Origin of the sequence: Streptomyces sp. NPDC015139 (assembly GCF_043079785.1) — a bacterium.
GTDB lineage: Bacteria > Actinomycetota > Actinomycetes > Streptomycetales > Streptomycetaceae > Streptomyces > Streptomyces albidocamelliae.
In genome coordinates this window covers 130,527-151,788 of the sequence record NZ_JBIBUW010000014.1, presented here as the reverse complement: position 1 = coordinate 151,788, position 21,262 = coordinate 130,527, and the positions used below count along the sequence as shown (strand labels likewise).

Annotated in this window: 26 protein-coding genes and 2 tRNA genes; 13 read left to right on the top strand and 15 right to left on the bottom strand. The window is 70.4% G+C overall.

The genetic code is table 11. The features are described from left to right. Window position 1 precedes the first annotated feature (1 nt). The 6 genes from ACF08B_RS31755 to ACF08B_RS31730 form a co-directional block, all read right to left on the bottom strand. The gene (locus tag ACF08B_RS31755) at window positions 2-610 is read right to left on the bottom strand and encodes a hypothetical protein (RefSeq protein WP_392320550.1); all 609 of its coding nucleotides are present in this window, start codon (window positions 608-610) and stop codon (window positions 2-4) included. Then, complete coding sequence (locus ACF08B_RS31750; protein WP_392320549.1) at window positions 571-969, bottom strand: RRQRL motif-containing zinc-binding protein; 399 nt, start codon at window positions 967-969, stop codon at window positions 571-573. The genes ACF08B_RS31755 and ACF08B_RS31750 overlap by 40 nt, the downstream gene beginning before the upstream one ends. After that, entirely contained in the window at window positions 969-1,853 is an 885-nt protein-coding gene (locus ACF08B_RS31745) for a DUF2637 domain-containing protein (RefSeq protein WP_392320548.1), read from the bottom strand. The genes ACF08B_RS31750 and ACF08B_RS31745 overlap by 1 nt, the downstream gene beginning before the upstream one ends. Further along, window positions 1,850-2,140, bottom strand: a complete 291-nt coding sequence (locus ACF08B_RS31740) for a hypothetical protein (protein ID WP_392320547.1) — start codon at window positions 2,138-2,140, stop codon at window positions 1,850-1,852. Before ACF08B_RS31740 ends, ACF08B_RS31745 begins: the two co-directional genes overlap by 4 nt. Next, window positions 2,137-2,397 (bottom strand): DUF6284 family protein, encoded by a 261-nt coding sequence (locus ACF08B_RS31735; RefSeq protein ID WP_392320546.1) that lies wholly within the window; start codon window positions 2,395-2,397, stop codon window positions 2,137-2,139. The genes ACF08B_RS31740 and ACF08B_RS31735 overlap by 4 nt, the downstream gene beginning before the upstream one ends. Window positions 2,398-2,486: 89 nt before the next feature. Then, on the bottom strand, window positions 2,487-2,642 hold the full coding sequence (locus tag ACF08B_RS31730) for a hypothetical protein (RefSeq protein ID WP_392320545.1): 156 nt from the start codon (window positions 2,640-2,642) through the stop codon (window positions 2,487-2,489). Between the two features lie 954 nt (window positions 2,643-3,596). On the opposite strand from ACF08B_RS31730, the gene ACF08B_RS31725 reads away from it, so the two are divergent. Beyond that, the gene (locus ACF08B_RS31725; RefSeq protein ID WP_392320544.1) at window positions 3,597-4,946 is read left to right on the top strand and encodes a hypothetical protein; all 1,350 of its coding nucleotides are present in this window, start codon (window positions 3,597-3,599) and stop codon (window positions 4,944-4,946) included. On the opposite strand, the gene ACF08B_RS31720 is transcribed toward ACF08B_RS31725, so the two are convergent. The 5 genes from ACF08B_RS31720 to ACF08B_RS31700 all read right to left on the bottom strand — a co-directional run bounded on the left by ACF08B_RS31720 (window position 4,943) and on the right by ACF08B_RS31700 (window position 9,205). Continuing rightward, a complete protein-coding gene (locus ACF08B_RS31720) occupies window positions 4,943-5,845 on the bottom strand; it encodes a phosphotransferase enzyme family protein (RefSeq protein ID WP_392320543.1) in 903 nt (300 codons plus the stop codon). The genes ACF08B_RS31725 and ACF08B_RS31720 overlap by 4 nt on opposite strands. Continuing rightward, window positions 5,842-6,294, bottom strand: coding sequence for a GntR family transcriptional regulator (locus ACF08B_RS31715; protein WP_093696605.1), 453 nt, complete (start codon window positions 6,292-6,294; stop codon window positions 5,842-5,844). The genes ACF08B_RS31720 and ACF08B_RS31715 overlap by 4 nt, the downstream gene beginning before the upstream one ends. Window positions 6,295-6,753: 459 nt before the next feature. Next, complete coding sequence (locus ACF08B_RS31710) at window positions 6,754-8,076, bottom strand: helicase-associated domain-containing protein (RefSeq protein ID WP_392320542.1); 1,323 nt, start codon at window positions 8,074-8,076, stop codon at window positions 6,754-6,756. Then, a complete protein-coding gene (locus ACF08B_RS31705) occupies window positions 8,073-8,801 on the bottom strand; it encodes a hypothetical protein (RefSeq protein ID WP_392320541.1) in 729 nt (242 codons plus the stop codon). Before ACF08B_RS31705 ends, ACF08B_RS31710 begins: the two co-directional genes overlap by 4 nt. Window positions 8,802-8,896: 95 nt before the next feature. After that, entirely contained in the window at window positions 8,897-9,205 is a 309-nt protein-coding gene (locus tag ACF08B_RS31700; RefSeq protein ID WP_093696599.1) for a hypothetical protein, read from the bottom strand. Window positions 9,206-9,311: 106 nt separating this feature from the next. Between ACF08B_RS31700 and ssb the strand changes: the two genes are divergently transcribed. Continuing rightward, a complete protein-coding gene (ssb, locus tag ACF08B_RS31695) occupies window positions 9,312-9,806 on the top strand; it encodes a single-stranded DNA-binding protein (RefSeq protein ID WP_392320540.1) in 495 nt (164 codons plus the stop codon). A gap of 725 nt (window positions 9,807-10,531) precedes the next feature. On the opposite strand, the gene ACF08B_RS31690 is transcribed toward ssb, so the two are convergent. Together ACF08B_RS31690 and ACF08B_RS31685 are read right to left on the bottom strand one after the other, a co-directional pair. Then, window positions 10,532-10,738, bottom strand: a complete 207-nt coding sequence (locus tag ACF08B_RS31690) for a hypothetical protein (protein WP_392320583.1) — start codon at window positions 10,736-10,738, stop codon at window positions 10,532-10,534. A 135-nt stretch (window positions 10,739-10,873) separates the two neighbouring features. Further along, window positions 10,874-12,178, bottom strand: coding sequence for a glycoside hydrolase family 3 N-terminal domain-containing protein (locus ACF08B_RS31685; protein WP_392320539.1), 1,305 nt, complete (start codon window positions 12,176-12,178; stop codon window positions 10,874-10,876). A gap of 388 nt (window positions 12,179-12,566) precedes the next feature. Between ACF08B_RS31685 and ACF08B_RS31680 the strand changes: the two genes are divergently transcribed. Next, window positions 12,567-12,791 carry a hypothetical protein gene (locus ACF08B_RS31680; protein ID WP_392320538.1) on the top strand — a complete coding sequence of 75 codons (225 nt, stop codon included), beginning with the start codon at window positions 12,567-12,569 and terminating at the stop codon, window positions 12,789-12,791. A 41-nt stretch (window positions 12,792-12,832) separates the two neighbouring features. Next, window positions 12,833-13,045: a hypothetical protein gene (locus ACF08B_RS31675; protein WP_392320537.1), complete on the top strand. Its 213-nt coding sequence runs from the start codon at window positions 12,833-12,835 to the stop codon at window positions 13,043-13,045. Window positions 13,046-13,158: 113 nt separating this feature from the next. On the opposite strand, the gene ACF08B_RS31670 is transcribed toward ACF08B_RS31675, so the two are convergent. Both ACF08B_RS31670 and ACF08B_RS31665 read right to left on the bottom strand, forming a co-directional pair. Further along, a complete protein-coding gene (locus ACF08B_RS31670) occupies window positions 13,159-13,815 on the bottom strand; it encodes an NAD(P)H-binding protein (protein WP_392320536.1) in 657 nt (218 codons plus the stop codon). 209 nt (window positions 13,816-14,024) lie between these two features. Further along, entirely contained in the window at window positions 14,025-15,290 is a 1,266-nt protein-coding gene (locus ACF08B_RS31665; RefSeq protein ID WP_392320535.1) for an amidohydrolase family protein, read from the bottom strand. A 459-nt stretch (window positions 15,291-15,749) separates the two neighbouring features. Here ACF08B_RS31665 and ACF08B_RS31660 point away from each other — a divergent pair. The 9 genes from ACF08B_RS31660 (at window position 15,750) to ACF08B_RS31620 (ending at window position 21,187) form a co-directional block, all read left to right on the top strand. Next, a tRNA-Thr gene (locus ACF08B_RS31660) sits at window positions 15,750-15,822 on the top strand. Between the two features lie 46 nt (window positions 15,823-15,868). Beyond that, window positions 15,869-15,941: transfer RNA gene (locus tag ACF08B_RS31655), tRNA-Met, on the top strand. A gap of 90 nt (window positions 15,942-16,031) precedes the next feature. Continuing rightward, window positions 16,032-16,196 carry a 50S ribosomal protein L33 gene (gene rpmG, locus ACF08B_RS31650; RefSeq protein ID WP_003948671.1) on the top strand — a complete coding sequence of 55 codons (165 nt, stop codon included), beginning with the start codon at window positions 16,032-16,034 and terminating at the stop codon, window positions 16,194-16,196. Window positions 16,197-16,423: 227 nt separating this feature from the next. Then, a complete protein-coding gene (locus ACF08B_RS31645) occupies window positions 16,424-16,876 on the top strand; it encodes a MaoC family dehydratase N-terminal domain-containing protein (RefSeq protein ID WP_392320534.1) in 453 nt (150 codons plus the stop codon). Between the two features lie 7 nt (window positions 16,877-16,883). After that, on the top strand, window positions 16,884-17,312 hold the full coding sequence (locus tag ACF08B_RS31640) for a MaoC family dehydratase (RefSeq protein WP_392320533.1): 429 nt from the start codon (window positions 16,884-16,886) through the stop codon (window positions 17,310-17,312). A 118-nt stretch (window positions 17,313-17,430) separates the two neighbouring features. Next, window positions 17,431-18,000, top strand: coding sequence for a TetR/AcrR family transcriptional regulator (locus ACF08B_RS31635; RefSeq protein ID WP_392320532.1), 570 nt, complete (start codon window positions 17,431-17,433; stop codon window positions 17,998-18,000). Window positions 18,001-18,087: 87 nt separating this feature from the next. Next, the gene (locus ACF08B_RS31630; protein ID WP_392320531.1) at window positions 18,088-19,533 is read left to right on the top strand and encodes an MFS transporter; all 1,446 of its coding nucleotides are present in this window, start codon (window positions 18,088-18,090) and stop codon (window positions 19,531-19,533) included. A gap of 29 nt (window positions 19,534-19,562) precedes the next feature. After that, window positions 19,563-19,946 (top strand): DUF3291 domain-containing protein, encoded by a 384-nt coding sequence (locus ACF08B_RS31625; RefSeq protein ID WP_392320530.1) that lies wholly within the window; start codon window positions 19,563-19,565, stop codon window positions 19,944-19,946. Window positions 19,947-20,131: 185 nt separating this feature from the next. Next, window positions 20,132-21,187: a UDP-N-acetylmuramate dehydrogenase gene (locus ACF08B_RS31620; RefSeq protein WP_392320529.1), complete on the top strand. Its 1,056-nt coding sequence runs from the start codon at window positions 20,132-20,134 to the stop codon at window positions 21,185-21,187. Window positions 21,188-21,262: the final 75 nt, after the last annotated feature.

Here is a 21,262-nt window from a genome sequence, read left to right as displayed (position 1 = left end):
CTCACGCACCCTTCTCGAAGGTGAAACCCTTGTTGTTCGCCGAGACGACCGCACCAGAAGCGGAGGGTGCGGAGAGCTTCTTGTAGGCGACGAGGCCGCCGCCTCCCACGAGCGCCACCCACAGCCAGGGACTGGACGTGATGGAACCACCGGCCCCGGTGGACTCCGTCTCCCCGCTGGCCCCGTCGCCGAGGGCCGGGGTGTCGCAGGAGGGGACCTTCGCGACGTCATAGGAGGCCGCCTTGGCCACCGCCGCCGCCCGCACCTTCATGCACTCCCGGTAGACGGCCATCTCCCGCTCGTACAGGGCCTTGGCCGCGGCTTGTTCGGTCCGCGCGCGCTGCTTGCCGGCCTCTACCTCGACCATGGCGTTCGCGGCCTTCTCCCTAGCCCGGACACGGTCCTGGGCGGCCTGCTCGCCCTGCATGCTGGTTACGGCCACGACCGTTCCGCACACCGCGAGGACAGCGATGGTGCCGCACACGGCGAGCGCGGCCGTGTTGCGGCGGACTCCACCGAACTTGGCGGCAAACTTGGACGACGTGCTGGGCTTCTCCGGGGCCCCGGAGTTCATGCGGGTGAACTCCTGATCCCAGTCGATTCCGGACATGACGGTTCCTTCTTCCAGTGCTTGGACCTTGCAGGTTCGGGGCGGTCGTGACACGCGTTGCACATGCCGAGCGAGGACGGGATGACGTATCCGGCATCCCGCCGGCAGTCGGGGCAGATGCGCCGGGCGGCGTTCGCCTTCGCCAGGGACGCCCACTTCGCAGGCGTCATCGGGCGCACGGGCTTGGCCAGGTCGATCGCGTACAGGTAGGCGATGAGCGGGCCGCGGCGGCGCCGGGGCCGCTCGACTTGGGCGGCCACGTCCTGACCACCGGGCCGAAGGCCGATCGCGCGGAGTTGTCGGCGGGTGGCCAAGCCGTCAGGTGCCAGCCGCCACCGGTAGACCGGGACGGCGGCCATCACACGGCCGTGGCGTCGACTGCCCGCAGAACCGGGCGAGGGGCTTCGTCGTCATCGCGGGCGGCGAGGATCTGCTTACGGCCCCAGGACTCACTCATGCTGAACGCTTCACCCAGTGCACGCGCGCTGAGCGGGCGGCCCGCCTGTGCGGACTCGGCGTACGCACGGCGTGCGTCCTGCCGCATCCGTTCCAGCTCCGCCTCCTCGAACTGGGCCTGCCGCAACGCCTCACTGCCACTTTCGATGTCGGGTGTGCGGGTGGTGTGCGGGGCGTGCGGATCGGACGCCGGTAGGGCGTCCGCACGGCTCGTGACCAGCGCAGAGGGCCCCGGCACGGACAGGTGCTCTGTGGTGTCGGCCGCCGTTTTGGTGGCGGCCGGCGCAGGGTGTGCGGGGGTGTACGGGGTGCCTGCGGATTCCTGCCCGCCCGGTCCGCACACCAGGTCATCGGCGGGGGCGGGGCGGTGGTGCAGCACCTTGGCCACCAGGTCGGAACCGAAGTAGATGGAGCCGACCGGCAGGGAGGAGGCGAGCAGGACCAGGACCCAGTTCCCTGCGTCCCACTGCGCGAGGCGCACCCGGCCGGCAGCGGCGGCGTGTAGTGCCGGGACCAGACCGTGCACGTAGTTCAGGACCAGCGAGGCCAGCGTGTAGGCAGCCAGCACCCGCAGCGCGAAGCGCCGGTCGTCTCCTCCCAGAACGAGCGTGGCCACCAGTGCCAGCGCCATGAGCCCGTCCACAACGAACGGGTACAGCAGTGCGGCGGTGGCGTCGGCACCGATCGCCTCAGCGACATCCCGCAGGGCGTTCCAGGAGACACGGAAGGCCATCGCGACGACCGCGACCAGCGCAGCAACGAGCAGGACCCTTGCCTTGCGGTTCACCGCTCACCCCCGGCAGCAATCCACGGGGTGTAGGTCACCGGCTCACGGCTCGTCAGGTCACGCAGGACCGCAGCGGAGCGGCCCACCCCGTGTCCGTCCTGCAGGATGCAGGCGAGCGTGACCCGGGCGTGCATCGCCCGGCGGTCCAGCAACCTCGCGTAGGCCCGCTCGTCCGCGTCCGTCACGCCAGGTAGCGGGATGTCGAGCGCGTCATGGATCGCGCGCAGCAACGCCACCACCGGTTCGGGGAGGGTAGCGACCTGCTCAGGGTTGGTTCGCTCGGTCATGCGCTGACCCCCGCGACCGCGGCCTGGTTGGTCAAGGCGCGGCGGGCGGTGAGGACCTTCCGGCGGGCCCGACGCAGGCGCCGGGCGTCCACCTCCGTCACCGGCCGGTCCAGGACGGAGATCTGCGCGTCCAGCAGCTCGACCTCCGCCGTGATCAGCGGGAGCTCCCGCTCGATGGCGTCCAGCTCCGCGGCCGTCGGCCCGCGGTCGTACTCAGCGGCGGTAACAACCGCCTGAACAGCAACGATGTGCCTCATGGGTCGTAGCTCCTTCTGCTCTGGTACGGCCCGACAGCACCCCCGGAGTTGCCGCTCCGGGGGTGCGCCGTTTCTGGGATGCGGTCGGGTCAGTCCTGCTCGGGGCCGAAGCCGTAGGCGGCGTCCAGCTCCGCCCTCACGTCCGTGCACTGGCCGGACTCGATCCGGTCGTAGACCCGCTCGCCCTTCTCGAAGTTCTCCGGGCTGGTCAGGTCGATCGGCTCCTGCGTGCTCTCACTGGGCATGCGGACTCCTGACGTGTCGTAGATGGTGGACCCGGCCGGCCGATGCCGACATCGCGGCTCCCCCCGCCACCGCCCGCACGACCGAAGTGGTCGGGCGGGCGGCGAGAGGCAACCGGCCGCAGCGCTGGCCGCTGCGATGGCAGGTAGGAGGCGGACCGGATTGGTCGCGAGCGCGCTTTCCGCTCACGGACAGGGATGACGCAGTGGCGCCCGCCGGCCGATCCATCACGGCGGCGCCCACAGTCTTCGTCGGTGCACTGGACCTCCCATCAGCCAAGGTCAACAGGGTTGAAGCAGTGCAATACAGCCCTGTGAGCGCTCGAAGCGCAGCGGCCGTGGTCTTCCAATCACATCGCCCGTTTCGGCTCTCACGCGCAACGTGAATGAGTGCCTAGTCCGTTCGTGGCGACACTCGGAAGCTGTGTCGCCGCGGTCCTATCCACCGACCGGTCGTCGCGGGGAGTCGCCCTCGCTCGGGATTCGGTGTCTCAGTGCCAAAGCACCCACGAGCCAGCAGAGTTCGGTTCTGCGCTCGTGGACCGCTGTCCAGGTTGTTCGCACCGGGTCTGACAGCCGACGGGCTGTGTCTGCCGCTCCCCTCCGGCCGGACAGCCAGAGGGTGGTGCTGCCTGCCTGCGGCAGGCGTGTCTCGGTACAGACCTCATACAGCGTGGTGTGTATTACCTACCACTCACGTTGCCAGAAGGATTCCGCGCCGTCAACCCGTGGCTTTCGACTCGGACCCGCCGGCCTGTCCCGTGCGGTGGTGATTCAACTGTCGCCATCCGAAGCCCGGTTCGGGAGCGAGTACTTGGGGGTGCACTCGTGCACTCCTAGGTGCGAACCCTCTACTCCCCAGGCCTGACCTGCGTAGAGTGACGATGAGTCAAGCTGGTACTACGGCCGAACTCTGGGGGCCCCATGGCAGATCGGAACGCCAGACTGCCCGCGCTCATGCAGGAAGGCGACTTCTCGCACAAGTCCCTTGCTCGCGCGGTGGTCGCCGCTGCCGCTCGGTCGGGTGAAGACATCACCTGCGATCACACGTACGTCTCCCGGTGGCTCAAGGGGTCGATCCCGCGCGGCAACATTCCGCAGTTCATCGCGGATGCCGTCGGGCAGAAGGTTGGGCGCCGGCTCACCCTGGACGACATCGGTATGGGCGACGCGGCAGTGTCCTCCATTCAGCCTGACCTCGGACTTGAGTTCGCGGACAGGCCCGAGGCGACGGCCAAGACCGTCGCAGACCTCTGGCGTGCCGACCTTGCTGAGGCTGAGGCACTGGTCAGGGCGCAGCCGGACTCGACCGCCTGGAACACGGCTTCCCTGCGCTGGATCGTCGCCCCACCAGACGCGGCGCTGACGCGTGCGGGTAACCGCGCGATCGGCACGGTGGACGTAGAGATGATCCGCTCCACTGCCGACGCGTTCAGCATGCTCGATGGCAGGTTCGGCGGTGGCCACGCCCGACGCGCGCTGATCCAGTACCTGCACACGGACGTCAGGCCGATGCTGGACGGGAAGTACTCCGACGACATGGGCAAACAGCTCTACTCGGCCGTGGCGGAAGCGCTCTTGCTCGCCGGGTGGATGTCGTACGACAGCGGCCTTCACGGCATCGCTCAGCGGTACTTCATTCAGGCCCTGCGCATGACGCAAGCGGCCGGAGACCGGCTTCTCGGTGGCAGCATCCTGTCGGCGATGAGCCACCAAGCCACATTCCTGGGGCGCTACCGGGACGCTGCGACCCTTGCTCGGGCGGCCTACACGGGACCGGCCGGCGCCTTGGGTCCCACGATGGCCGCGCAGTTCCGTGCCATGGAAGCGCGGGCCTTGGCCCGTCTCGGCGACGAACGAGGATGCGACCTCGCCTTGGTAGAGGCAGAGCGGAAACTCAGTCAGCGGACCCCGGATAGTGATCCGCCGTACATCGCTTATTTCGACGAAGTGGAACTTGCAGCCGAGATCGGCCATTGTTTCCGCGATTTGGGGCGGTCCGCGGAAGCGGCAGAACGGGGCGCCGGTTCAATCTTCGGCGACGGTGTGAACAATCGAAGCGACTTCTTCGCGACGATGGTGCAGGCTGAAGCCTATATCAACCAAGGTGAAATTGCGCGCGGCTGTGAAATCGCCAAGACTGCGCTACAACTCGGCGAGGGGTTGAAGTCGGCGCGTTGCCTTCAGTACGTTCGAGAATTCCGCGAACGCGTTTCACCCATGATGCGAGGTGCTGTGGAATTCCGTACCTTCACTGAAGAGGCGCGCACCTTCCGTCTGTGGCAGCAATGCGGCTTGACGCCCTAGAAGGGCGCCCAGTCTCGACGTGATCCGCCTGACCGAAGAGCCGCTACCCGCTTCTCAACCTCGTCAGCGGCCCGAGGGTTCGACCTCGCGTTCTGTGAGAGCCACGTAACCATTAGAAGTTCTCGGACGCTCCGCAGTACGGCGTATCCGGCCCATTCGCGCACGTCGAAACCGTAGCCAGTCACGAAATCTGCATACTCCGCTTCCGTATGCCATCCAAAGCTGTCATAGTACATGGCTGTTTGCATCAGATCCCACTCGCGAGGGCCTGCGGCGAACCCGTCCAGGTCAATTACGCGCGGATGACCTGTCGCGTCACGCAGGACATTACCCACGTTGAAGTCACCGTGCAGATGGCCCGATGGAAGCGAGAATTCGAGGCGTCCATACTCGACCTCCAAATCCCTCGCCATCGAGCGAAGAAATGCACGGGAACTCTCTGGGATAGCAGCGCACTCCAGGCGGCTCGCGACCCTGTCGAACGGCTGGAGCTGCGGCAGCGAAAAAGGCGGCGGCTCCAGTTCGTGGAGCCGCCGCAGTAGCACGCCCATTTCCGCCGTATTCGCGTACGCGTCCCCGTCTCCGAGCCCTTCCCAGAAGGTGACGGGGTGACCTTCGATTACGATCGGTTGTTCGGCGTCCGTGACGAGACGAGCGGTCGGGTACCCCTGGTCCGCGAGCCATCGAGCCACGGCCACTTCTCGCCGCACCGAGGCAAGCCGGTCGGCTCCCCTCCCCACCCGCGAGATGATCCGGCCGCCGTCGACACGGAACACTGCATGGTCGCCTATCCGAAGGACCTCGACGCCGCCCGGGTCCAGGTTGGCGACCGCGCATGCCCGGCGCAGGATGGCCTCTGCCGCTTCCGCGTCGAACTCCGTGCGTTCCGTCGTCGTCATGCCGTCTGCGTCTCCCGTCCGGTCGGTAGGGTGAGGACTTCTCGCCCTCGCCCTGCCCCCTTGCCGATCAACCCTCGTCCTTCCATCTGAGCGATGGCGGAGCGCACTGCGGTCCGGGACGCGCCGAACTGCTCGCAGAGCTCCCTTTCGGTGGGGAAGCGGTCGCCCACCTTCACCTCCCCGCCGCGCAACAGGTCGGTTATCCGCTCGACCAACGGCCGGCGGTCACCGGTCCCCGCCACGAACCAACCGGCGCCCTGTACCGACTCGATCACACCATCGGCCTTGAGCGCGGCAAGCGCCCGCTCGATGGTGCTGCGGCTCACGCCGTACTCGGTCACGAGTGCCGACTGAGATGGCAGCGCCTCAGCGATCTCCCCGTTTCTGATCTTTTCGCGGAGGGATTCCGAGACCTCCAGGTAAGTACCTCGCGGACTGCCCTGCGGCACGTGGGCTCCCCTTCCTCGACCTCCACTCAATGGCAACAAGTGTTGCACTTCCCGTGCTACCGGCCGTTGGCCTCGCCGGCACTCCGGCACTCGACGGTGCGCCGACGGCCGCCACAGTTCACGGCTGTCCGCCCCCTCCCTACCTGCCCTGGACGAGATGTGGACGGCGAGGGCGTGCGTGCCGGACGTTGCCGCACCTTCACAGGTCACAGCGGCATCAGGGGTGCGAACGTGCGAGGACTGTAGATCTGCCGGCAGTGCCGGGTGGGGCCGTCTCCGGGCCGTCTGAGGGTGGCCAATGACGGCCTTGGGCAGCCAACAACGACCAGGAGGGCCCGGCGTCCTGCCGGGCCGTCCTGGCGTGTCTGCCCAGCTAGACCCAGGTGTCCAGCCACATCCGCGATTTCCACGAGTCGATCGGGATGGCCGTACCGGTGTACAGCGGCCAGAAGTCGGTGATCAGGTGACGGGGTGTCCCAGGGCGAGGGCGGCTTTGCGGAAGCGGTCGAGTTTGTCGGCCGGGACGCCGAGGTGGCGGTCGCTGAGGCGGGTGGCGAGCGCCCGGATGCGCCGGTCGCTGGCCAGTAGCACGCAGGTGGCAGTGTCCGCGCACTCGATCAAGTGGACGGGTCCGAGATCGCGAGCCGCGCCGACGCGCCGCTCGGCGTCGGCCAGGAGCGTGGCGACCGTGTCCGGCAGGGCCGTGGCGGCCTGGTCGAGGTAGGTGCGCAGTTCGGCGAGGTCGCGTCCGGCGTGCACGGCGGCAAGCAGTGAGGCCGGGCTCAGGGCCCAGGTTCGGTCGCCGGTGCGGGTGGCGAAGGCGTCCAGGAGCAGGGCCTGGGCCGGGGGCAGGCCATCGAGGGCGACCAGGTCGTGGTTGGCCAGGACCTTCAGCGCCGCGGCGCCCCCGGCGGTGGCTGGTTCGGGGGGCGGCCCGGTGAGGTAGGCAGATGTCTGGCCGGTGGCGTAGGCGCCGAGCGGGGTCAGGCGGATCGCGTGCAGGCCGTCGTAGCGGCTGAGCCGCTCCAGATAGTCGCCGCCCCAATTGTGCTGGTAATCGTCGCGCGCCCCGACAGGGTCCACGTACTCGATGTCGATGAGCCCCAGCGGTGCGGCGTACTCGAACAGCACGGCCAGGGTGTAGCGGCCCTGGAGCAGCGCCCAGGGGTGGTGGCCGTCGTAGCCGAGGCTGCCGTACTCGGGGTCTTCCAGGTAGAGCTTCCACAGGGCGCGTTCGGAGCGTGCGACCGAGGGGTTGTGCCCCGCTTTGCGCATGGTGGTGAAGAGCTGGTCGACGGTGATCCACTCGCCAGCGGCCAGGGCAGCCAGCGCGGCGCCGACATGACCGCGTCGTGGCTTGAGTGCGCTGAGCACGTTCGCGACGCGCTGGCCTTTGACCGCTTCGATGCGGGAGAACTCGTCCAGGATCGTGCTGGAAAGCCAGCGTTGCCACAGGCCGGCCAACACCCGGTGCGCGGGCTGGGTGAGGGCCTGCCGGCCGCGCGTGGTCAGCGCGAGCTTGCCTGCGGCCAGCTGAGCCAGGCCGCCGGCCTGCAGGAGCAGGGGCCAGGCGAAGGCGGCTATCGGCTCATCGGGGTAGAAGTCGCCTGCGTCCAGTACCTCGGCCACTTGGGCGATGGTCGCGGCGGACGGGCGCAGCGTCTTGGCACTGCACTTCACCCGGCCCGTGGCGCACAGTTGCAGCAGTGTCCGCAGATCGGCCTGGGCGTGGTGTTCGGTGAGGCGGATCTGCCAGGTCTCGGTGTTATGCGGGTGGGTCACATCGGCCCCGAGGCAAGGATGTAGTGGTAGTTGCCCGAGCCGCGGGTGCGCTCCAAGGTGGCCAGAATCGTGCGGGGATCATCACGGGGACCGTTGAGATAGAAAGGCATGCCCTGGTTCCCGAAGCCGATCTGCGGGAGCGCGCCGACTGGTTCCCCCAGCAGGTCGGCGGCTTGTGTGAAGCCGGGGGCCGGCTCGAATCCGAGCTCGCGGGCGTAGGCGACGGCCCCGTAGACGATGGCCTGCGCCTGCTCGATACCGATCGGCAGGGAGGGTTCCTCGAACGCGCTGTAGTAGGAGCGTCGGTGAGCCTCCAGCGAACCCATACCCATGGTGTGGGGTTCGATCACATTCTTGACGCCCAGGCAGTACACGTCCACCAGCACACCGGTCACCGTCACCCGGCTTGCCCGCTCCCGGCGTGCCACCAGCAGTTGTGCGAACCCCGCCCCGATTGCCTCTTCACTCGCCGTAGAGTCCTGCGCCGCCCACTCAGGGCAGGCCGACAGGTCCAGCCCGCTGCTCCAGCCCGGGCTCACCCAGCAGCCCACCACCGGCCGGTCGCCAGGGGCCACCGCCTGGTCGGCCGCAGCGGCCCGCCGCACCAGCACCCCCGCCTGCCCGGGGCGAAGCCCCAACGCCCTCGCCACCTGCTTAGGGCCGCTGCCGGCTGCACGCAACGCCCGTACCTGTTCCAGCAGTTCCGTGTCATCGTCTTCACGCACCGCGCCATTGTGCCCGACCAGCCTGAGCCTCTTCGTCTCAGACTGCGGGCCCCGGCGGCACCTGGTATCTTGCCCGGGCACAATCTGTCAGGGTGTCAGCCTGCCCAGTGGCGGTAGGCCTCGATCCATTGCGCGCCACTCGGTTGGGGAGTGGGCAGGGGCAGATCGAGAAGCCCGATGGCCTGCCGCTGTTTGCCGCGGGCGCAGATGGCCACGATTCCACTCGAGGTGAGGTCGACGCCGATGACGTTCACTTCCACGCCCAGGACCGTCGTGGCGAACGGCGTGGCCAGATGCTCCTCGACCATCGTGAACAGGCCCGTGACTTCCTCGTCCTCGCCGTAGGCGTCGATGGTGGCCTCCTCGACCAGCCTGTCCAGTTGGGCCCGGCTCCATGTTCCCATCCCGGCACGATACCGGCCGTGCCCCGCCCCTTCGAGGGCGCGGGGCCAAGGCGGCACAGGGATGAGTCGTGGACGGGTTGTCATAGGTCCATGCAAGGCTGTGGGGATGCGTAACGACACACCGCTGACGGTGATCGGGAACCTCGTCGACGACCCTGAGCTGCGGTTCACCCCGGCCGGGGTCCCCGTCGCCAGGTTCACCGTGGCCTCCACCCCGCGCAGCTTCGACCGCGAGACGAACACCTGGCGTGACGGGGAGCCGACGTTCCTGGACTGCAGTGCCTGGCGGCAGCTCGCGGAGAACCTCGCCGGGTCACTGTCGAAAGGTGCGCGGGTGGTGGTGGCGGGACGGCTGCGGACCGACCGGTGGGAGACCCCGGAAGGGGAGAAACGCTCCCGGATGGTGATGGATGTCGACGACGTCGGTGCGTCCATGACCTTCGCGACCGTCGCCATCACCCGCACCGTCCGCCCCGCACCGCCCGCGCGGGAGACCGCGCCCGACGACCCGTGGGCCACCGCCAGCCCCGTCCGGCCTCCCGTACCAGCAGGGAGCGACCCGAGCGACCCGAGCGATCCAGCTCCCGAACCGCCTTTCTGACAGCCGTGCTCAGGGCGGCTCTGGGAGAGCAGGGGACCTCTCTCGTCGGCAGGGGGATACGCGGTCGCAGACGGGACCGTCAACGCTGACCGGTTTGGAGAGGCGACCGGGGTCGATTCCCCCATGTGTCCCCCGGTGGCAGCGGGAACAGGTGGATCCGCAGCTCACAGGCGCTGGACGGAGCCCGCTGTAAATCTGCCGGCTCAGCATTCCCAGGTTCGAATCCTGGCGCCGCCACATTGGGTGAGACCCCTTCCAATCTGCGGAAACGCGCATGGAAGGGGTCTTCTCGTTGGTCGACAGTGGTGTTCGAGCAGGCTCGCGAAACGCCTGGTTGTCTCACCCCGTCACGCCGGAATGCCAGTGCTGGTCAGCGCGTGCGAGCCGGGAGCGAACCTGCCTTGGTCGGATCCAGTACCTGCTGCCGAGCCCCGCGCCCACACCTCGCCGTAGCCGGCGCGCAGCACTCTCCGACGCAGGGTCGATGTTCCCCAGCCGGTCGAACTCGCGTCCCGGGCCGTCCCGTAGACGACTTGACCAGAGCTTGTGGCACGAAGCCCGGTCCCCTCGTCGAACCGCTCGGAGCGGCGAACCGTTGCCGTCAACTCGGGCCGCCGTCCGTCAATTTGGGCTTTACGACGGTTCGGCACGGTACTTGCGCCTCTCCCGGTCACGCTCGCGCGGGAGCGCCCCGTAGCGCGTAGCCGCGGGGCGCCTAGCGGGGTTCAGTCGACCATCTGCCCGTCGTACATACCGCCCTTGCAGGTGTTGTTCGCCCAGTTGACCGTTCCGCCTCCCTGCTCGCACTCACCCGGGGTGAGGCTCGCGGCGGTGGCAGCGGCGGCGCTTGTGAGGCCAAGTCCGGCGAAGGCTGCCGTTGCGATGACGGCAGCGAGGATTCGTCGAATGCGACGACGGCCGTGCCGGCGCAGATCGACGGGTCTCCCAGTAGCGGGCCGTCACTGGAAATCCGCAGGTCAAGCGGTACGGGGGCGAGCCCGCTGTAAATCTGCCGACTCAGCCTTCCCGGGTTCGCATCTCATCCGGGCTGGGGCGCAACCTCGTGCCTACGGGCAGAGGTTCACGTGCCGGACGGCCAGGACGTGTCCCGCCGCGTCGATGAGGCGGCTGCGGGAGAGGCGTCCGCCGGTCACCGCGTCGGTGACCGCCTTGGCGATCGAGGACGTCTGGGAGCCGACGTTGCCGCCCAGGTCGAACAAGACCATGTCGGCGCCGGACCGCAGGGCCTGAACAGCCGCGCTGGGAACGCTGAATCCGGCGGCGGAGATCGCCTTGGCGCTGAGCGAGTCGGTGACCACCAGCCCCTTGAAGCCCAGCTTGCCGCGCAGCTCGGTACCGATGACGGTGGGGGACAGGCTTGCCGGATCGGTGCTCAGGCCCGGAACGACGTTGTTGGAGACCATGATGGCCGGGGCGCCGGCCTTGATGGCCGCTGTGAACGGCGGGATGGCCACCTTCTGCAGGGTGGACCAGGGCAGGGTGCGGGCAGGGCCGAAGTCGGAGTTGTAGGTGGAGCCGCCCAGGCCCGGGAAGTGCTTGACGACGGGTATCACGCCTCCGGCGCGCAGCCCGTTCATGTACGCCACGCCGTCCTTGGAGACCACCGCGGTGTTCCCGCTGAAGGACCGCCAGCCGTCGGGGTTGGTCTTGCTGGGCGCCTCGTTCCTGCCGTCCACGTCGACCACCGGCGCGAGGTCCATGTTGACCTGGGCGGCCGCCATCTTCTTCGCGACCGTCGTGACGTTCTGCTGGATCTGCGCCGGGGTCCAGTGCGAGCCCATGTACGCGGCCCAGGGCAGGGATCCGACGAGGTTCGCCATGCGCTGGATGCCGCCGCCCTCCTCGTCGGTCATCACCAACAGGCCGAGGCGACCAGGCACATGGGATTTCAGGGTGGTCAGCCGGGAGCCGAGGTCGGCCGGCGCCTTGCTGCCGAACAGCAGCACACCGCCCGCGCCCGCGCTCACCTCCGAGGTGGCGTCGGACACCGACGTCTCCGGCACGGGGACGGCGATGGTCAGCATGGCCAGCCGGCGGTTCGACCACCCGGCCAGCTTCGTGCTGTTGGTGCACGCCGCGGCGGCGGACGTCGTGGCGGGGGCGGGAGCGGTGGCGGAGGTGGAGAGGTCCGGGGCGAGGGACGAACGCGGGTGGGAAGTCGTGGCGGGCGGGGTGTGGGAGAGGCCGGGGCCGCTGGAGCGCGGGGCGGCATCGGGAGTGCCCGCGGCACAGCCCGCGAGGAGCATCGCCGCGACGGCGGCGGTGCTCAGTCTCCGTACGTTCCCGGCGCGGCCGGTGAGCCGCGGCAGTGAGGTCGCGCCTGTGCGGTCACGGTACGACGGACGGTTCATCGCTCGGCCTCCTTTGCGAGACGCGACGGCGGCCGGCGCGTCTCGAGGCCGCAGCCCAGGTGGTGTGCCTTACGGGGAGTGGGAGCCGGCCCGGCTTCGTTCGCTCGCCCATGGTCGGAGTTCCAGGATCTCGCGCATCGGAGCTGGACGACAGTCCAGCCCGGGGAACTCACTGCCGGAACATTGTTGTGCTGCACGGAAGTCCCCTTAGAATCGAACATGTGAACGATGACGGCTCTTCCCCATGTCCCGCTGTGCCGCGCTCCACGCGCCGCGTCCCGGCCCGGCGCGGCCCGCACGACCGGTCGCCCCGCCCAAACGTGCTGCCGGGGGCTGCCCGATGACCGGCCCGGGTGCGGGTCCTGCTGGTCCGGACGATGCTGGAGCCATGGCCGGGAAGCGCCCCATCATCGTGCACCTGCCGTCCCCGACCGGCGGCCGCCGGGTCCGGGTCGACGGCGAGATCCTGGGCCTCGCGCACAACGTGGGGGACCTGGTGGAGTTCCTGCGCCGGGCCGGGCTGGAGATCGAGGCGGAAGAGGTGGCCGAGTCGCCGCTGATCGACTGGCGCGGTGTGGGCCCCGACCGGTGGGAGGCAGAGACCCGGACCTGACGGCGGTGTCACTCCGGCCCCGCCCCGGGCACACTGACGGCATGTCCTCCCGCCGCAGAACCTGTCCCGTGTGCCGCCGTGAAATCGCTGTCGTCGCGGGCCGCTTCGCGCGCCACGACCCGCCCGGAGCGCGTGGCGGCGGAGACCTCATCTCCTGCACAGGGTCCCGACGGCAGGCGCAACTCGAAGGCGTCCAGCCGTCGTTGGACGGATACGTCGTGCCGGACTTCCCCGGGCAGCTGCCGCTGTTCTGACGCCCCGATGGCGTCCTGCTGGTCCGAAGTCCTGCTGGTCCGAAGTCCGGTCGGCCGCCCTCGTTCCGCTCGGCGGACGGCGGTTCGTGACGGCGTGTGAACCGCGCTGGGGGTCAGTTTCCGGCCACCGACTTCACCGCGACCGACACCGGTGTCGAGCCGCCGATCAGCTCCAGCGTCAGACCGGCCGTCGCCGACGTGTCCACCAGCTCCGCGAGAACGGCCGCCACGTCGTCCCGCGGAATCGGGCCGCGTCCGGTGTGCGCCTCCAGCCGGACCAGCCCGGTGCCCGCGTCGTTCGTCAGCGCGCCGGGACGCAGGATCGTCCAGTCCAGCGCCTCCTGCCGGCGGACGTACGCGTCGGCCTCGCCCTTGGCACGCAGGTACACGTCGAAGACCTCGTCGCCCCGGTGTGCCGGATCGGCACCCATCGACGACACCACCACGAAGCGGCGTACGCGCGCGCGGACGGCCGCGTCCGCGAACAGCGTCGCCGCGCCCTTGTCCACCGTCTCCTTGCGCTCCGTGCCGCTGCCCGGGCCCGCGCCGGCCGCGAACACCGCCGCGTCCGCACCCTGGAGGTGCGCCGCGACCTGCTCCACCGAGGCGGACTCCAGGTCGAGCAGCACCGGTTCGGCACCGGCCTCCCGCAGGGCGTCGCCCTGCTCGGCCCTGCGGATGATGCCCGCCACCTCGTCCCCGCGCGCGGAGAGCACACGCTCCAGCCGCAGCGCGATCTGACCATGACCACCAGCGATGACAATGCGCATGAATCCGACCGTACGCCCGAAGGGCCGCATCCGCCGCACGGGTTGACCGCCGTCCGCCGGAGACCGCCCAGCTCACGGGTGCTTCCCGGACCCCGCCGGGCGCGACCGCGGACGCGTGTCCCGCACCGCCCGCCGCATCGCGTCCCCCGCGCAGGGCCGCGTCACCGGGCGCGGCGACCGCTCCGCTCCCCTGCGACCTCCGAGCGCCCCTACGACAGCTCTCCGCGCCCCTGGCGGGGCAGCCCCAGCTCCGCTGCCGCCGCCGAGTTGCAGTACTCCCGGACCGCGCTGGTGCGTGCCACCACGCGGCCCCGGTGCACCACGATCCGGCTGTACGCCAGGGAGAGCGCCCCGGCCAGGTGATCGCCGCGCACGGCCAGGAGCTCCGCCGGGAAGCCCGCCTCCACGCGTACGTCCGGCAGGCCCATGGCGGCGCGGGCGCGGGCGCTCACGGCGTCGTAGGCGTCCTCCGGGCGCAGATCGTGGGCGGAGGCGAGGAGGTAGGCCGCCTCCAGCGGGTCACCGCGGCCGACGGGGTTGGAGACGTCGCGCAGGGCGCCGCTCCCGGCCGCCACGCGCACTCCGGCCGCGCGCAGCAGCCGTACCGGGGCCGTGCCCTCCCGCCCGGCGCCGCCGCAGCCGCCCTGCGGCAGGCACACCACCGTCACCCCGGCCGCGGCGAGCTGGTCCGCGACACGGGACGCCATGTCGGCCGGCAGGCGCGCAAGGCCGGCGCACGGCCCGATCGTCACGCCGGGGCGCAGGCCGCCCGCCATGACCGCGAGCCGGGACAGCCGGGCGGCGTCGGTGGCGTCCGTGTGCAGGTCGACCGGGCAGCCGTGTTCGGACGCCACCTCCAGGACGGTCTCCACGTAGCCCGTGGGATCCGGGTCCAGGTCCGGGCAGCCGCCCACCACGGAGGCGCCCATCTTCACCGCGTCCCGCAGCATCGCGAGCCCGTCGGCCCCGGCCACCCCGGTCAGCAGCCGGGGCATCGCCACCGTGGTCAGCTCGCCCAGACCCCGCAGCGACCGCCGGGCCTGCAGGACGGCCCCGAGCGCGCCGAGCCCCTGGACGTCGCCCACGCGCACGTGCGCGCGTACCGCCGTCGCGCCGTGCCCGAGCTGGAGCAGGGCCGACTCCGTGGCCCGGCGCTGGACGTCCTCCGGGGCGTACGACACCGGTCCCGGGTGCTCGGCGGTCAGGGCGGTGTCGCTGTGGGCGTGCGGTTCGGCCGGTGCCGGCAGGAGCAGGTAACCGCTCAGGTCCACGCGTGTGGCGAGCTTCCGGGCCGGTCCCGGCGCCAGACTGCCGGCCGTGCCCACCGCCTCGATGCGCCCGCCGCACAGCCGTACGTCCACGGTCCTGCCGTCGGTGAGCCGCGCCCCGCACAGCAGCAGGACGGCCGGGTCGGACGGCCCCGAGGACCCCGACGGGTTCGGCGGCTGGTGGGGCTGCGGCTGGCTGTCGGGCATCGCGCTCCAGGGGCGGGGCCGGGGGCTCGGGGCGGGCCGGCGTGACGGACGGCGAAGCAGGGACGCGCGGGGACGGCCCAAGATCACGCAGAGTGAGTCGAGCCTAGGGTGGCGAGCCGCGCGGGTCGCGCAGGAGCGCAATAGTCGTACCGGCGTGGTCCACCCATGGCAGTACACGTGTCGCCCACGCGCGTGGCACGCACCGTCCGCGGCTGCGGGCGACCGCGTCGGCGTACGGGACGACCGCCCGGCTGCCCGGCTCCGTGACCCTCACGCGCGGGTGCGGGGCACGGTCGCGTCCACGCGCGCGGGTGCGCCTGTCCGACCGTCAGCAGTCCCGCGTCGGTGCCGTTCCTGGGGCTCAGGAGCCTGCGGAGGGGGCCGGGGAGGGCGTTGCGGAGTGCGGCCGGATACGGATTTGGGTGAACGGCGGCGGACCGTGTAATGTCTTCATCGCTCGCCCCAATAGCTCAGTCGGCAGAGCGTCTCCATGGTAAGGAGAAGGTCAACGGTTCGATTCCGTTTTGGGGCTCTGGTGCGAGAGGTTCCCGTCGAAAGGCGGGGCCCGATCGCATCGTAGCGGTGTAGCTCAGTCGGTAGAGCAAGCGGCTCATAATCGCTGTGTCACCGGTTCAAGTCCGGTCACCGCTACTGACAGTAGCCGATTGCGGGGTCGGTCCTTCGATCGGCTACTCTTTCTTGCGTTGAATTAGTCCATCCGTTCGTCTTAGGAGCACTCACGTGGCTGCCACCGACGTCCGCCCGAAGATCACGCTGGCCTGCGTGGAGTGCAAGGAGCGGAACTACATCACCAAGAAGAACCGGCGTAACAACCCGGATCGTCTTGAGATGAAGAAGCACTGCCCGCGTTGCAATGCGCACACCGCGCATCGCGAAACGCGATAAATAGGCTCGTCCGTGAGGCCGTCCCCTTCCGAGGGGGCGGCCTCACGGCGTTTTCGCGTGGCCGACACGCTCCCGCTCGGCCGGTCACCGGTCACGCGTCCACCGCACCGCCGGGCCACGCGCCCGTCGGTCCGGTGATCATCCGCCCCAGTCGCCCCGCCTACGTTCCGTAACAAATTTCCGGCTAATTCGGGGCCACCACAGCAGACATCAGGAGGTGCCGGGCCATGGCGCTCGACCAGTCCTTCGTGGGACGGACCTACCCGCCCACCGCGCCCTACGAGGTGGGCCGGGAGAAGATCCGCGAGTTCGCCGAGGCGGTCGCGGAGACCAACCCGGTGTACACGGACCCGGAGGCCGCCAAGGCGTTCGGCCATCCCGATGTGATCGCCCCGCCGACCTTCGTGTTCTCCATCACCTTCCGCGCCGCCGGACAGGTCGTCGAGGACCCGCAGCTCGGGCTCGACTACAGCCGCGTGGTGCACGGGGACCAGAAGTTCGCCTACAGCCGCCCGGTCCGGGCCGGCGACCGGCTCACGGTCACCTCCACCATCGAGGCGATCAAGTCCCTCGCGGGCAACGACATCCTGGACATCCGTGGCGAGGTGCACGACGAGGCGGGCGAGCACGTCGTGACCGCCTGGACCAAGCTCGTGGCCCGCGCGGCCGAGGAGGCGTGAGGACCTGATGACGGCGAAGATCGCTTACGGCGACGTCGAGGTCGGCACCGAGCTGCCGGCGCGGACCTTCCCCGTGACCCGTGCCGCCCTCGTGCAGTACGCGGGCGCATCCGGGGACTTCAACCCCATCCACTGGAACGAGAAGTTCGCCAAGGAGGTCGGCCTCCCGGACGTCATCGCGCACGGCATGTTCACCATGGCCGAGGCGATCCGGGTGGTCACCGACTGGATCGGCGACCCCGGTGCGGTCGTGGAGTACGGCGTCCGCTTCACCAAGCCCGTCGTCGTGCCGAACGACGACCAGGGCGCGCTGATCGAGGTCAGCGGCAAGGTGGCGGCCAAGCTGGACGACAACACCGTGCGGGTGGACCTGACGGCCATGAGCGCCGGCCAGAAGGTCCTGGGCATGTCGCGGGCGGTCGTACGACTGGGCTGACGGCCCGGCCCAGCGGCACAGGCGGTGAGTGAGGGGCGTCCTCCCTGGTAGGGCGCCCCTCGCGCGCATCCGCGGACATCCGCTTGCCAAGTTAGTGATTGAGTACTAACTTAGCGGCATGCCCAGGATGAGCGCAGAGGAGCGACGCGAGAGCGTCATCAGTGCCGCGACCGCCGAGTTCGCGCGCGGTGGCTACCACGGCACCTCCACCGAGGCGATCGCCCGGCGGGTGGGAGTCTCGCAGCCGTATCTCTTCCGGCTCTTCTCCGGCAAGAAGGCGATCTTCCTCGCGGCGGCGGAACGCTGCGTGGAGGACACCATCCGGACCTTCGAGGAGGCCTCGGAGGGGTTGGAGGGCGAGGACGCCCTGCATGCCATGGCGAACGCGTACACCGAGGTCATCGCGGAGCGGCCCGAGCGGCTGATGATGCAGATGCAGATGTACGTCGCCGTGGCGGCCGCGGAGCAGGAGGGCGACCGCGAGTTCGGCGAGAGCGTGCGGAACGGCTGGATGCGGCTGTGGGACACCGTGCATCTGGCGCTCGGCGCGGACGTCGACGAGACGACCGACTTCCTCGCGTACGGCATGCTCATCAACTGCCTGGTGGGCATGGGCTTCCCGCCCGAGCACCGGGTGTGGGAGGGGCTCTATCCGTCGGCCCGGGACAAGGGCCGTCTGGAGGCGTGAAAGGCGGGCGGAGGGGGCGGTGGCGCCTTTTCATGACCGCGAAAGTTAGTCATCAATAACTAACTAGGGATCACTCCTGGGGGAGAGATGTCACAGCACACCGCACGTCGTGGGGGCGCCGCATGGGCCCTCGTCATCACCAGCGTCGCCGGATTCATGGCAGCCCTCGACAACCTCGTCGTCACCACCGCCCTCCCCTCCATCCGCGAGGACCTGGGTGGCGCGCTGGACGATCTCGAGTGGACCGTGAGCGCCTACACGCTCACCTTCGCCGTGCTGCTGATGTTCGGCGCCGCGCTCGGCGACCGTTTCGGGCGCCGGCGCATGTTCACCGTGGGGCTCACCGTCTTCACCGGGGCCTCCGCCGCCGCGGCCATGGCCCCGGGCATCGGCTCCCTGATCGCCGCACGCGCGGTCCAGGGCGCCGGCGCGGCCGTCATGATGCCGCTCACCCTGACCCTGCTGACCGCGGCCGTACCCGCCGCCAGGCGCGGAACCGTCTACGGCATCTGGGGAGCCGTCAACGGACTCGCCATCGCCTCGGGGCCGCTCATCGGCGGCACTCTCACCGAACACGCCTCCTGGCACTGGATCTTCTGGCTGAACGTCCCGCTCGGCCTCGTCGCGCTCCCGCTCGCCAGGCTGCGGCTGGCCGAGTCGCACGGCACCGGCGCCCGGCTCGACGTCCCCGGCACACTGCTCGCCAGCGGCGCGCTCTTCGGGATCGTGTACGGCCTGGTCCGCGGGCCCGCAGACGGCTGGACCGACCCCGTGGTGCTGACCGCGCTGTCCGCGGGCGGGGCGCTGCTGGCGGGCTTCGTCCTCTACAGCTCGCGCGCGGCCCACCCGATGCTGCCGATGCGGCTGTTCCGGTCCCGCGCCTTCGCCGGCATCAACGCGGCCAGTCTGCTGATGTTCGTCGGGATGTTCGGGTCGGTCTTCCTGCTCAGCCAGTACATGCAGGGCGTCCTCGGCAACTCGCCCACCGAGGCCGGCCTCAGGATGCTGCCGTGGACGGGCATGCCGATGCTCGTCGCGCCGATCGCCGGCTTCCTGTCCGACCGCGTCGGCGGCCGGCCCGTCGTCGCCGCGGGACTGCTCCTCCAGGCCGTCGGCCTCGGCTGGATGGCCCGTGTGGCGACGGCCGACGCCTCCTACGCCGTCCAGCTGCCCGGGCTGGTCATCAGCGGCGTCGGCATGGCCCTGTACTTCGCGCCGGCCGCCAACCTGGTGATGTCCAGCGTCCGGCCGGAGGAGCAGGGCATCGCCTCCGGCGCGAACAACGCGCTGCGCGAGGTGGGCGGCGCGCTCGGCATCGCGGTCATGTCGTCGATCTTCTCGGCGCAGGGCGGATACGAGTCCGCGCAGAGCTTCGTGGACGGCATGCGGCCCGCCCTGGTCACCGGCGCCGCCGTGGTCGCGCTCGCCGCGGTCGCCGTGCTGCTGGTCCCGGCCCGCCGGAAGACCGGACCGGCGGCCGAACCCCCGGCCGGGCAGGCGTCCGCACCGGTCCTCGAGTCCACCACCCGCTGAACCGGAACCCTCCCCGCAAGGAGCCCGCGATGCCCACGCTTCCCTGGACCGTGCCGAACACCCCGCCGCGCGACGCCGAGGTCCACGTCTTCGCCTCCCGCTTCGAGACCCACACCCTGCGGGGCGCCCTCCGCTTCCTCGCCGGCACCCCGGCCGTGTGGCGGCAGATCTCCCGCGCACCCGGCGCCCACGGTGCCTCCCTCAGGGCGCAGCCCCTGCGGAAGGTCTTCTGGACGGTGTCGGCCTGGGAGTCGGCGGACGCGCTGAAGGCCTTCGCCCACTCCGGCGCCCACCGCCCCATCTCCCGAGGCCTGTCCTCGCAGATGCGGGACGTCGCCTTCGCCACCTGGCAGACCTCCGCCGACCGGCTGCCGATCGGCTGGGAAGAGGTGGCCCGGCGGCTGGAGAGGTGACACCGGCCCGCCCCGGCCCCTGGGCGGAAAACATCCCGCACGCGCGCGTGGCCCCGGAAAGCGGCCACGCGCGCGTGCGGCTGCGCGGAGCCTGGGGGAGGAGCCGCCGCCGAGCCGCGCGCGTGCCCCGGCACAGGCGCCCCGGGACGCCGGTGCCGGACGAGGCGTCTCGTAGTCTTGGGGCCGTGCAGGTACTCCACGACGCCCCCCTTGCCCCGCTGACCACCTTCCGGCTGGGCGGCCCCGCGACCCGGCTGGTCACCGCCGAGACCGACGCCGAGGTGATCGCCGCCGTCCGCGAGGCCGACGACAGCGGCACCCCGCTGCTGGTCGTCGGCGGCGGATCGAACCTGGTCATCGGCGACAAGGGCTTCGACGGCACCGCCCTGCGCATCGCCACGCGCGGTGTCGAACTGCGCGGCACCACGCTGGAACTCGCGGCGGGCGAGGTGTGGACCGACGCCGTCGCCCGCACGGTCGAGGCCGGCCTCGCCGGCATCGAGTGCCTGGCCGGCATCCCCGGCTCGGCGGGCGCCACGCCGATCCAGAACGTCGGCGCGTACGGCCAGGAGGTCTCCGCCACCATCACCGAGGTGATCGCCTACGACCGGCGGGCCGGCGAGACCGTGACGCTGACGAACGAGGAGTGCGTCTTCTCGTACCGGCACAGCCGTTTCAAGGCAGACCCCGAGCGTTACGTCGTCCTGCGCGTCCGCTTCGAGCTGGAGCACGCCGGCGGTCTCTCGGCACCCGTCAAGTACGCGGAGGCGGCCCGTGCGCTCGGTGTGGAGCCCGGTGACCGGGTGCCGCTCGCCGACGCCCGGGAGACCGTCCTGAAGCTGCGCGCCGGCAAGGGGATGGTCCTCGACCCCGAGGACCACGACACCTGGTCGGCCGGGTCCTTCTTCACCAACCCGATCCTCACCGACGAGCAGTTCGCCGCGTTCCACGCGCGCGTGCGCGAGCGCATGGGGGACGGCGTCGAACCGCCCGCCTACCCCGCGGGGGAGGGCCGCACCAAGACCTCCGCGGCCTGGCTGATCGACAAGGCGGGCTTCACCAAGGGATACGGCACCGGCCGCGCCCGCATCTCCACCAAGCACACCCTCGCCCTCACCAACCGGGGCGGCGCCACCACCGAGGACCTGCTGGCCCTGGCTCGCGAGGTGGTCGCCGGGGTCCGCGAGGCCTTCGGCGTCACCCTCGTCAACGAGCCGGTGACCGTGGGCGTGAGCCTGTAGCCGTACCGGCCGGAGCTCACTGGGCCACGCCCACGCCCTGCCCGACGGTCCCCTCGTCGTCGATCATCGACGACG

Excerpts from the sequence above, each read along its gene's own strand:
- ACF08B_RS31755 (WP_392320550.1), bottom strand. The coding sequence starts at position 610 with ATGTCCGGAATCGACTGGGATCAGGAGTTCACCCGCATGAACTCCGGG.
- ACF08B_RS31750 (WP_392320549.1), bottom strand. The coding sequence starts at position 969 with ATGGCCGCCGTCCCGGTCTACCGGTGGCGGCTGGCACCTGACGGCTTG.
- ACF08B_RS31740 (WP_392320547.1), bottom strand. The coding sequence starts at position 2,140 with ATGACCGAGCGAACCAACCCTGAGCAGGTCGCTACCCTCCCCGAACCG.
- ACF08B_RS31735 (WP_392320546.1), bottom strand. The coding sequence starts at position 2,397 with ATGAGGCACATCGTTGCTGTTCAGGCGGTTGTTACCGCCGCTGAGTAC.
- ACF08B_RS31730 (WP_392320545.1), bottom strand. The coding sequence starts at position 2,642 with ATGCCCAGTGAGAGCACGCAGGAGCCGATCGACCTGACCAGCCCGGAG.
- ACF08B_RS31725 (WP_392320544.1), top strand. The coding sequence starts at position 3,597 with ATGCAGGAAGGCGACTTCTCGCACAAGTCCCTTGCTCGCGCGGTGGTC.
- ACF08B_RS31720 (WP_392320543.1), bottom strand. The coding sequence starts at position 5,845 with ATGACGACGACGGAACGCACGGAGTTCGACGCGGAAGCGGCAGAGGCC.
- ACF08B_RS31700 (WP_093696599.1), bottom strand. The coding sequence starts at position 9,205 with ATGGGAACATGGAGCCGGGCCCAACTGGACAGGCTGGTCGAGGAGGCC.
- ssb (WP_392320540.1), top strand. The coding sequence starts at position 9,312 with ATGCGTAACGACACACCGCTGACGGTGATCGGGAACCTCGTCGACGAC.
- ACF08B_RS31685 (WP_392320539.1), bottom strand. The coding sequence starts at position 12,178 with ATGAACCGTCCGTCGTACCGTGACCGCACAGGCGCGACCTCACTGCCG.
- ACF08B_RS31680 (WP_392320538.1), top strand. The coding sequence starts at position 12,567 with ATGGCCGGGAAGCGCCCCATCATCGTGCACCTGCCGTCCCCGACCGGC.
- ACF08B_RS31675 (WP_392320537.1), top strand. The coding sequence starts at position 12,833 with ATGTCCTCCCGCCGCAGAACCTGTCCCGTGTGCCGCCGTGAAATCGCT.
- ACF08B_RS31670 (WP_392320536.1), bottom strand. The coding sequence starts at position 13,815 with ATGCGCATTGTCATCGCTGGTGGTCATGGTCAGATCGCGCTGCGGCTG.
- ACF08B_RS31665 (WP_392320535.1), bottom strand. The coding sequence starts at position 15,290 with ATGCCCGACAGCCAGCCGCAGCCCCACCAGCCGCCGAACCCGTCGGGG.
- ACF08B_RS31645 (WP_392320534.1), top strand. The coding sequence starts at position 16,424 with ATGGCGCTCGACCAGTCCTTCGTGGGACGGACCTACCCGCCCACCGCG.
- ACF08B_RS31640 (WP_392320533.1), top strand. The coding sequence starts at position 16,884 with ATGACGGCGAAGATCGCTTACGGCGACGTCGAGGTCGGCACCGAGCTG.
- ACF08B_RS31635 (WP_392320532.1), top strand. The coding sequence starts at position 17,431 with ATGCCCAGGATGAGCGCAGAGGAGCGACGCGAGAGCGTCATCAGTGCC.
- ACF08B_RS31630 (WP_392320531.1), top strand. The coding sequence starts at position 18,088 with ATGTCACAGCACACCGCACGTCGTGGGGGCGCCGCATGGGCCCTCGTC.
- ACF08B_RS31625 (WP_392320530.1), top strand. The coding sequence starts at position 19,563 with ATGCCCACGCTTCCCTGGACCGTGCCGAACACCCCGCCGCGCGACGCC.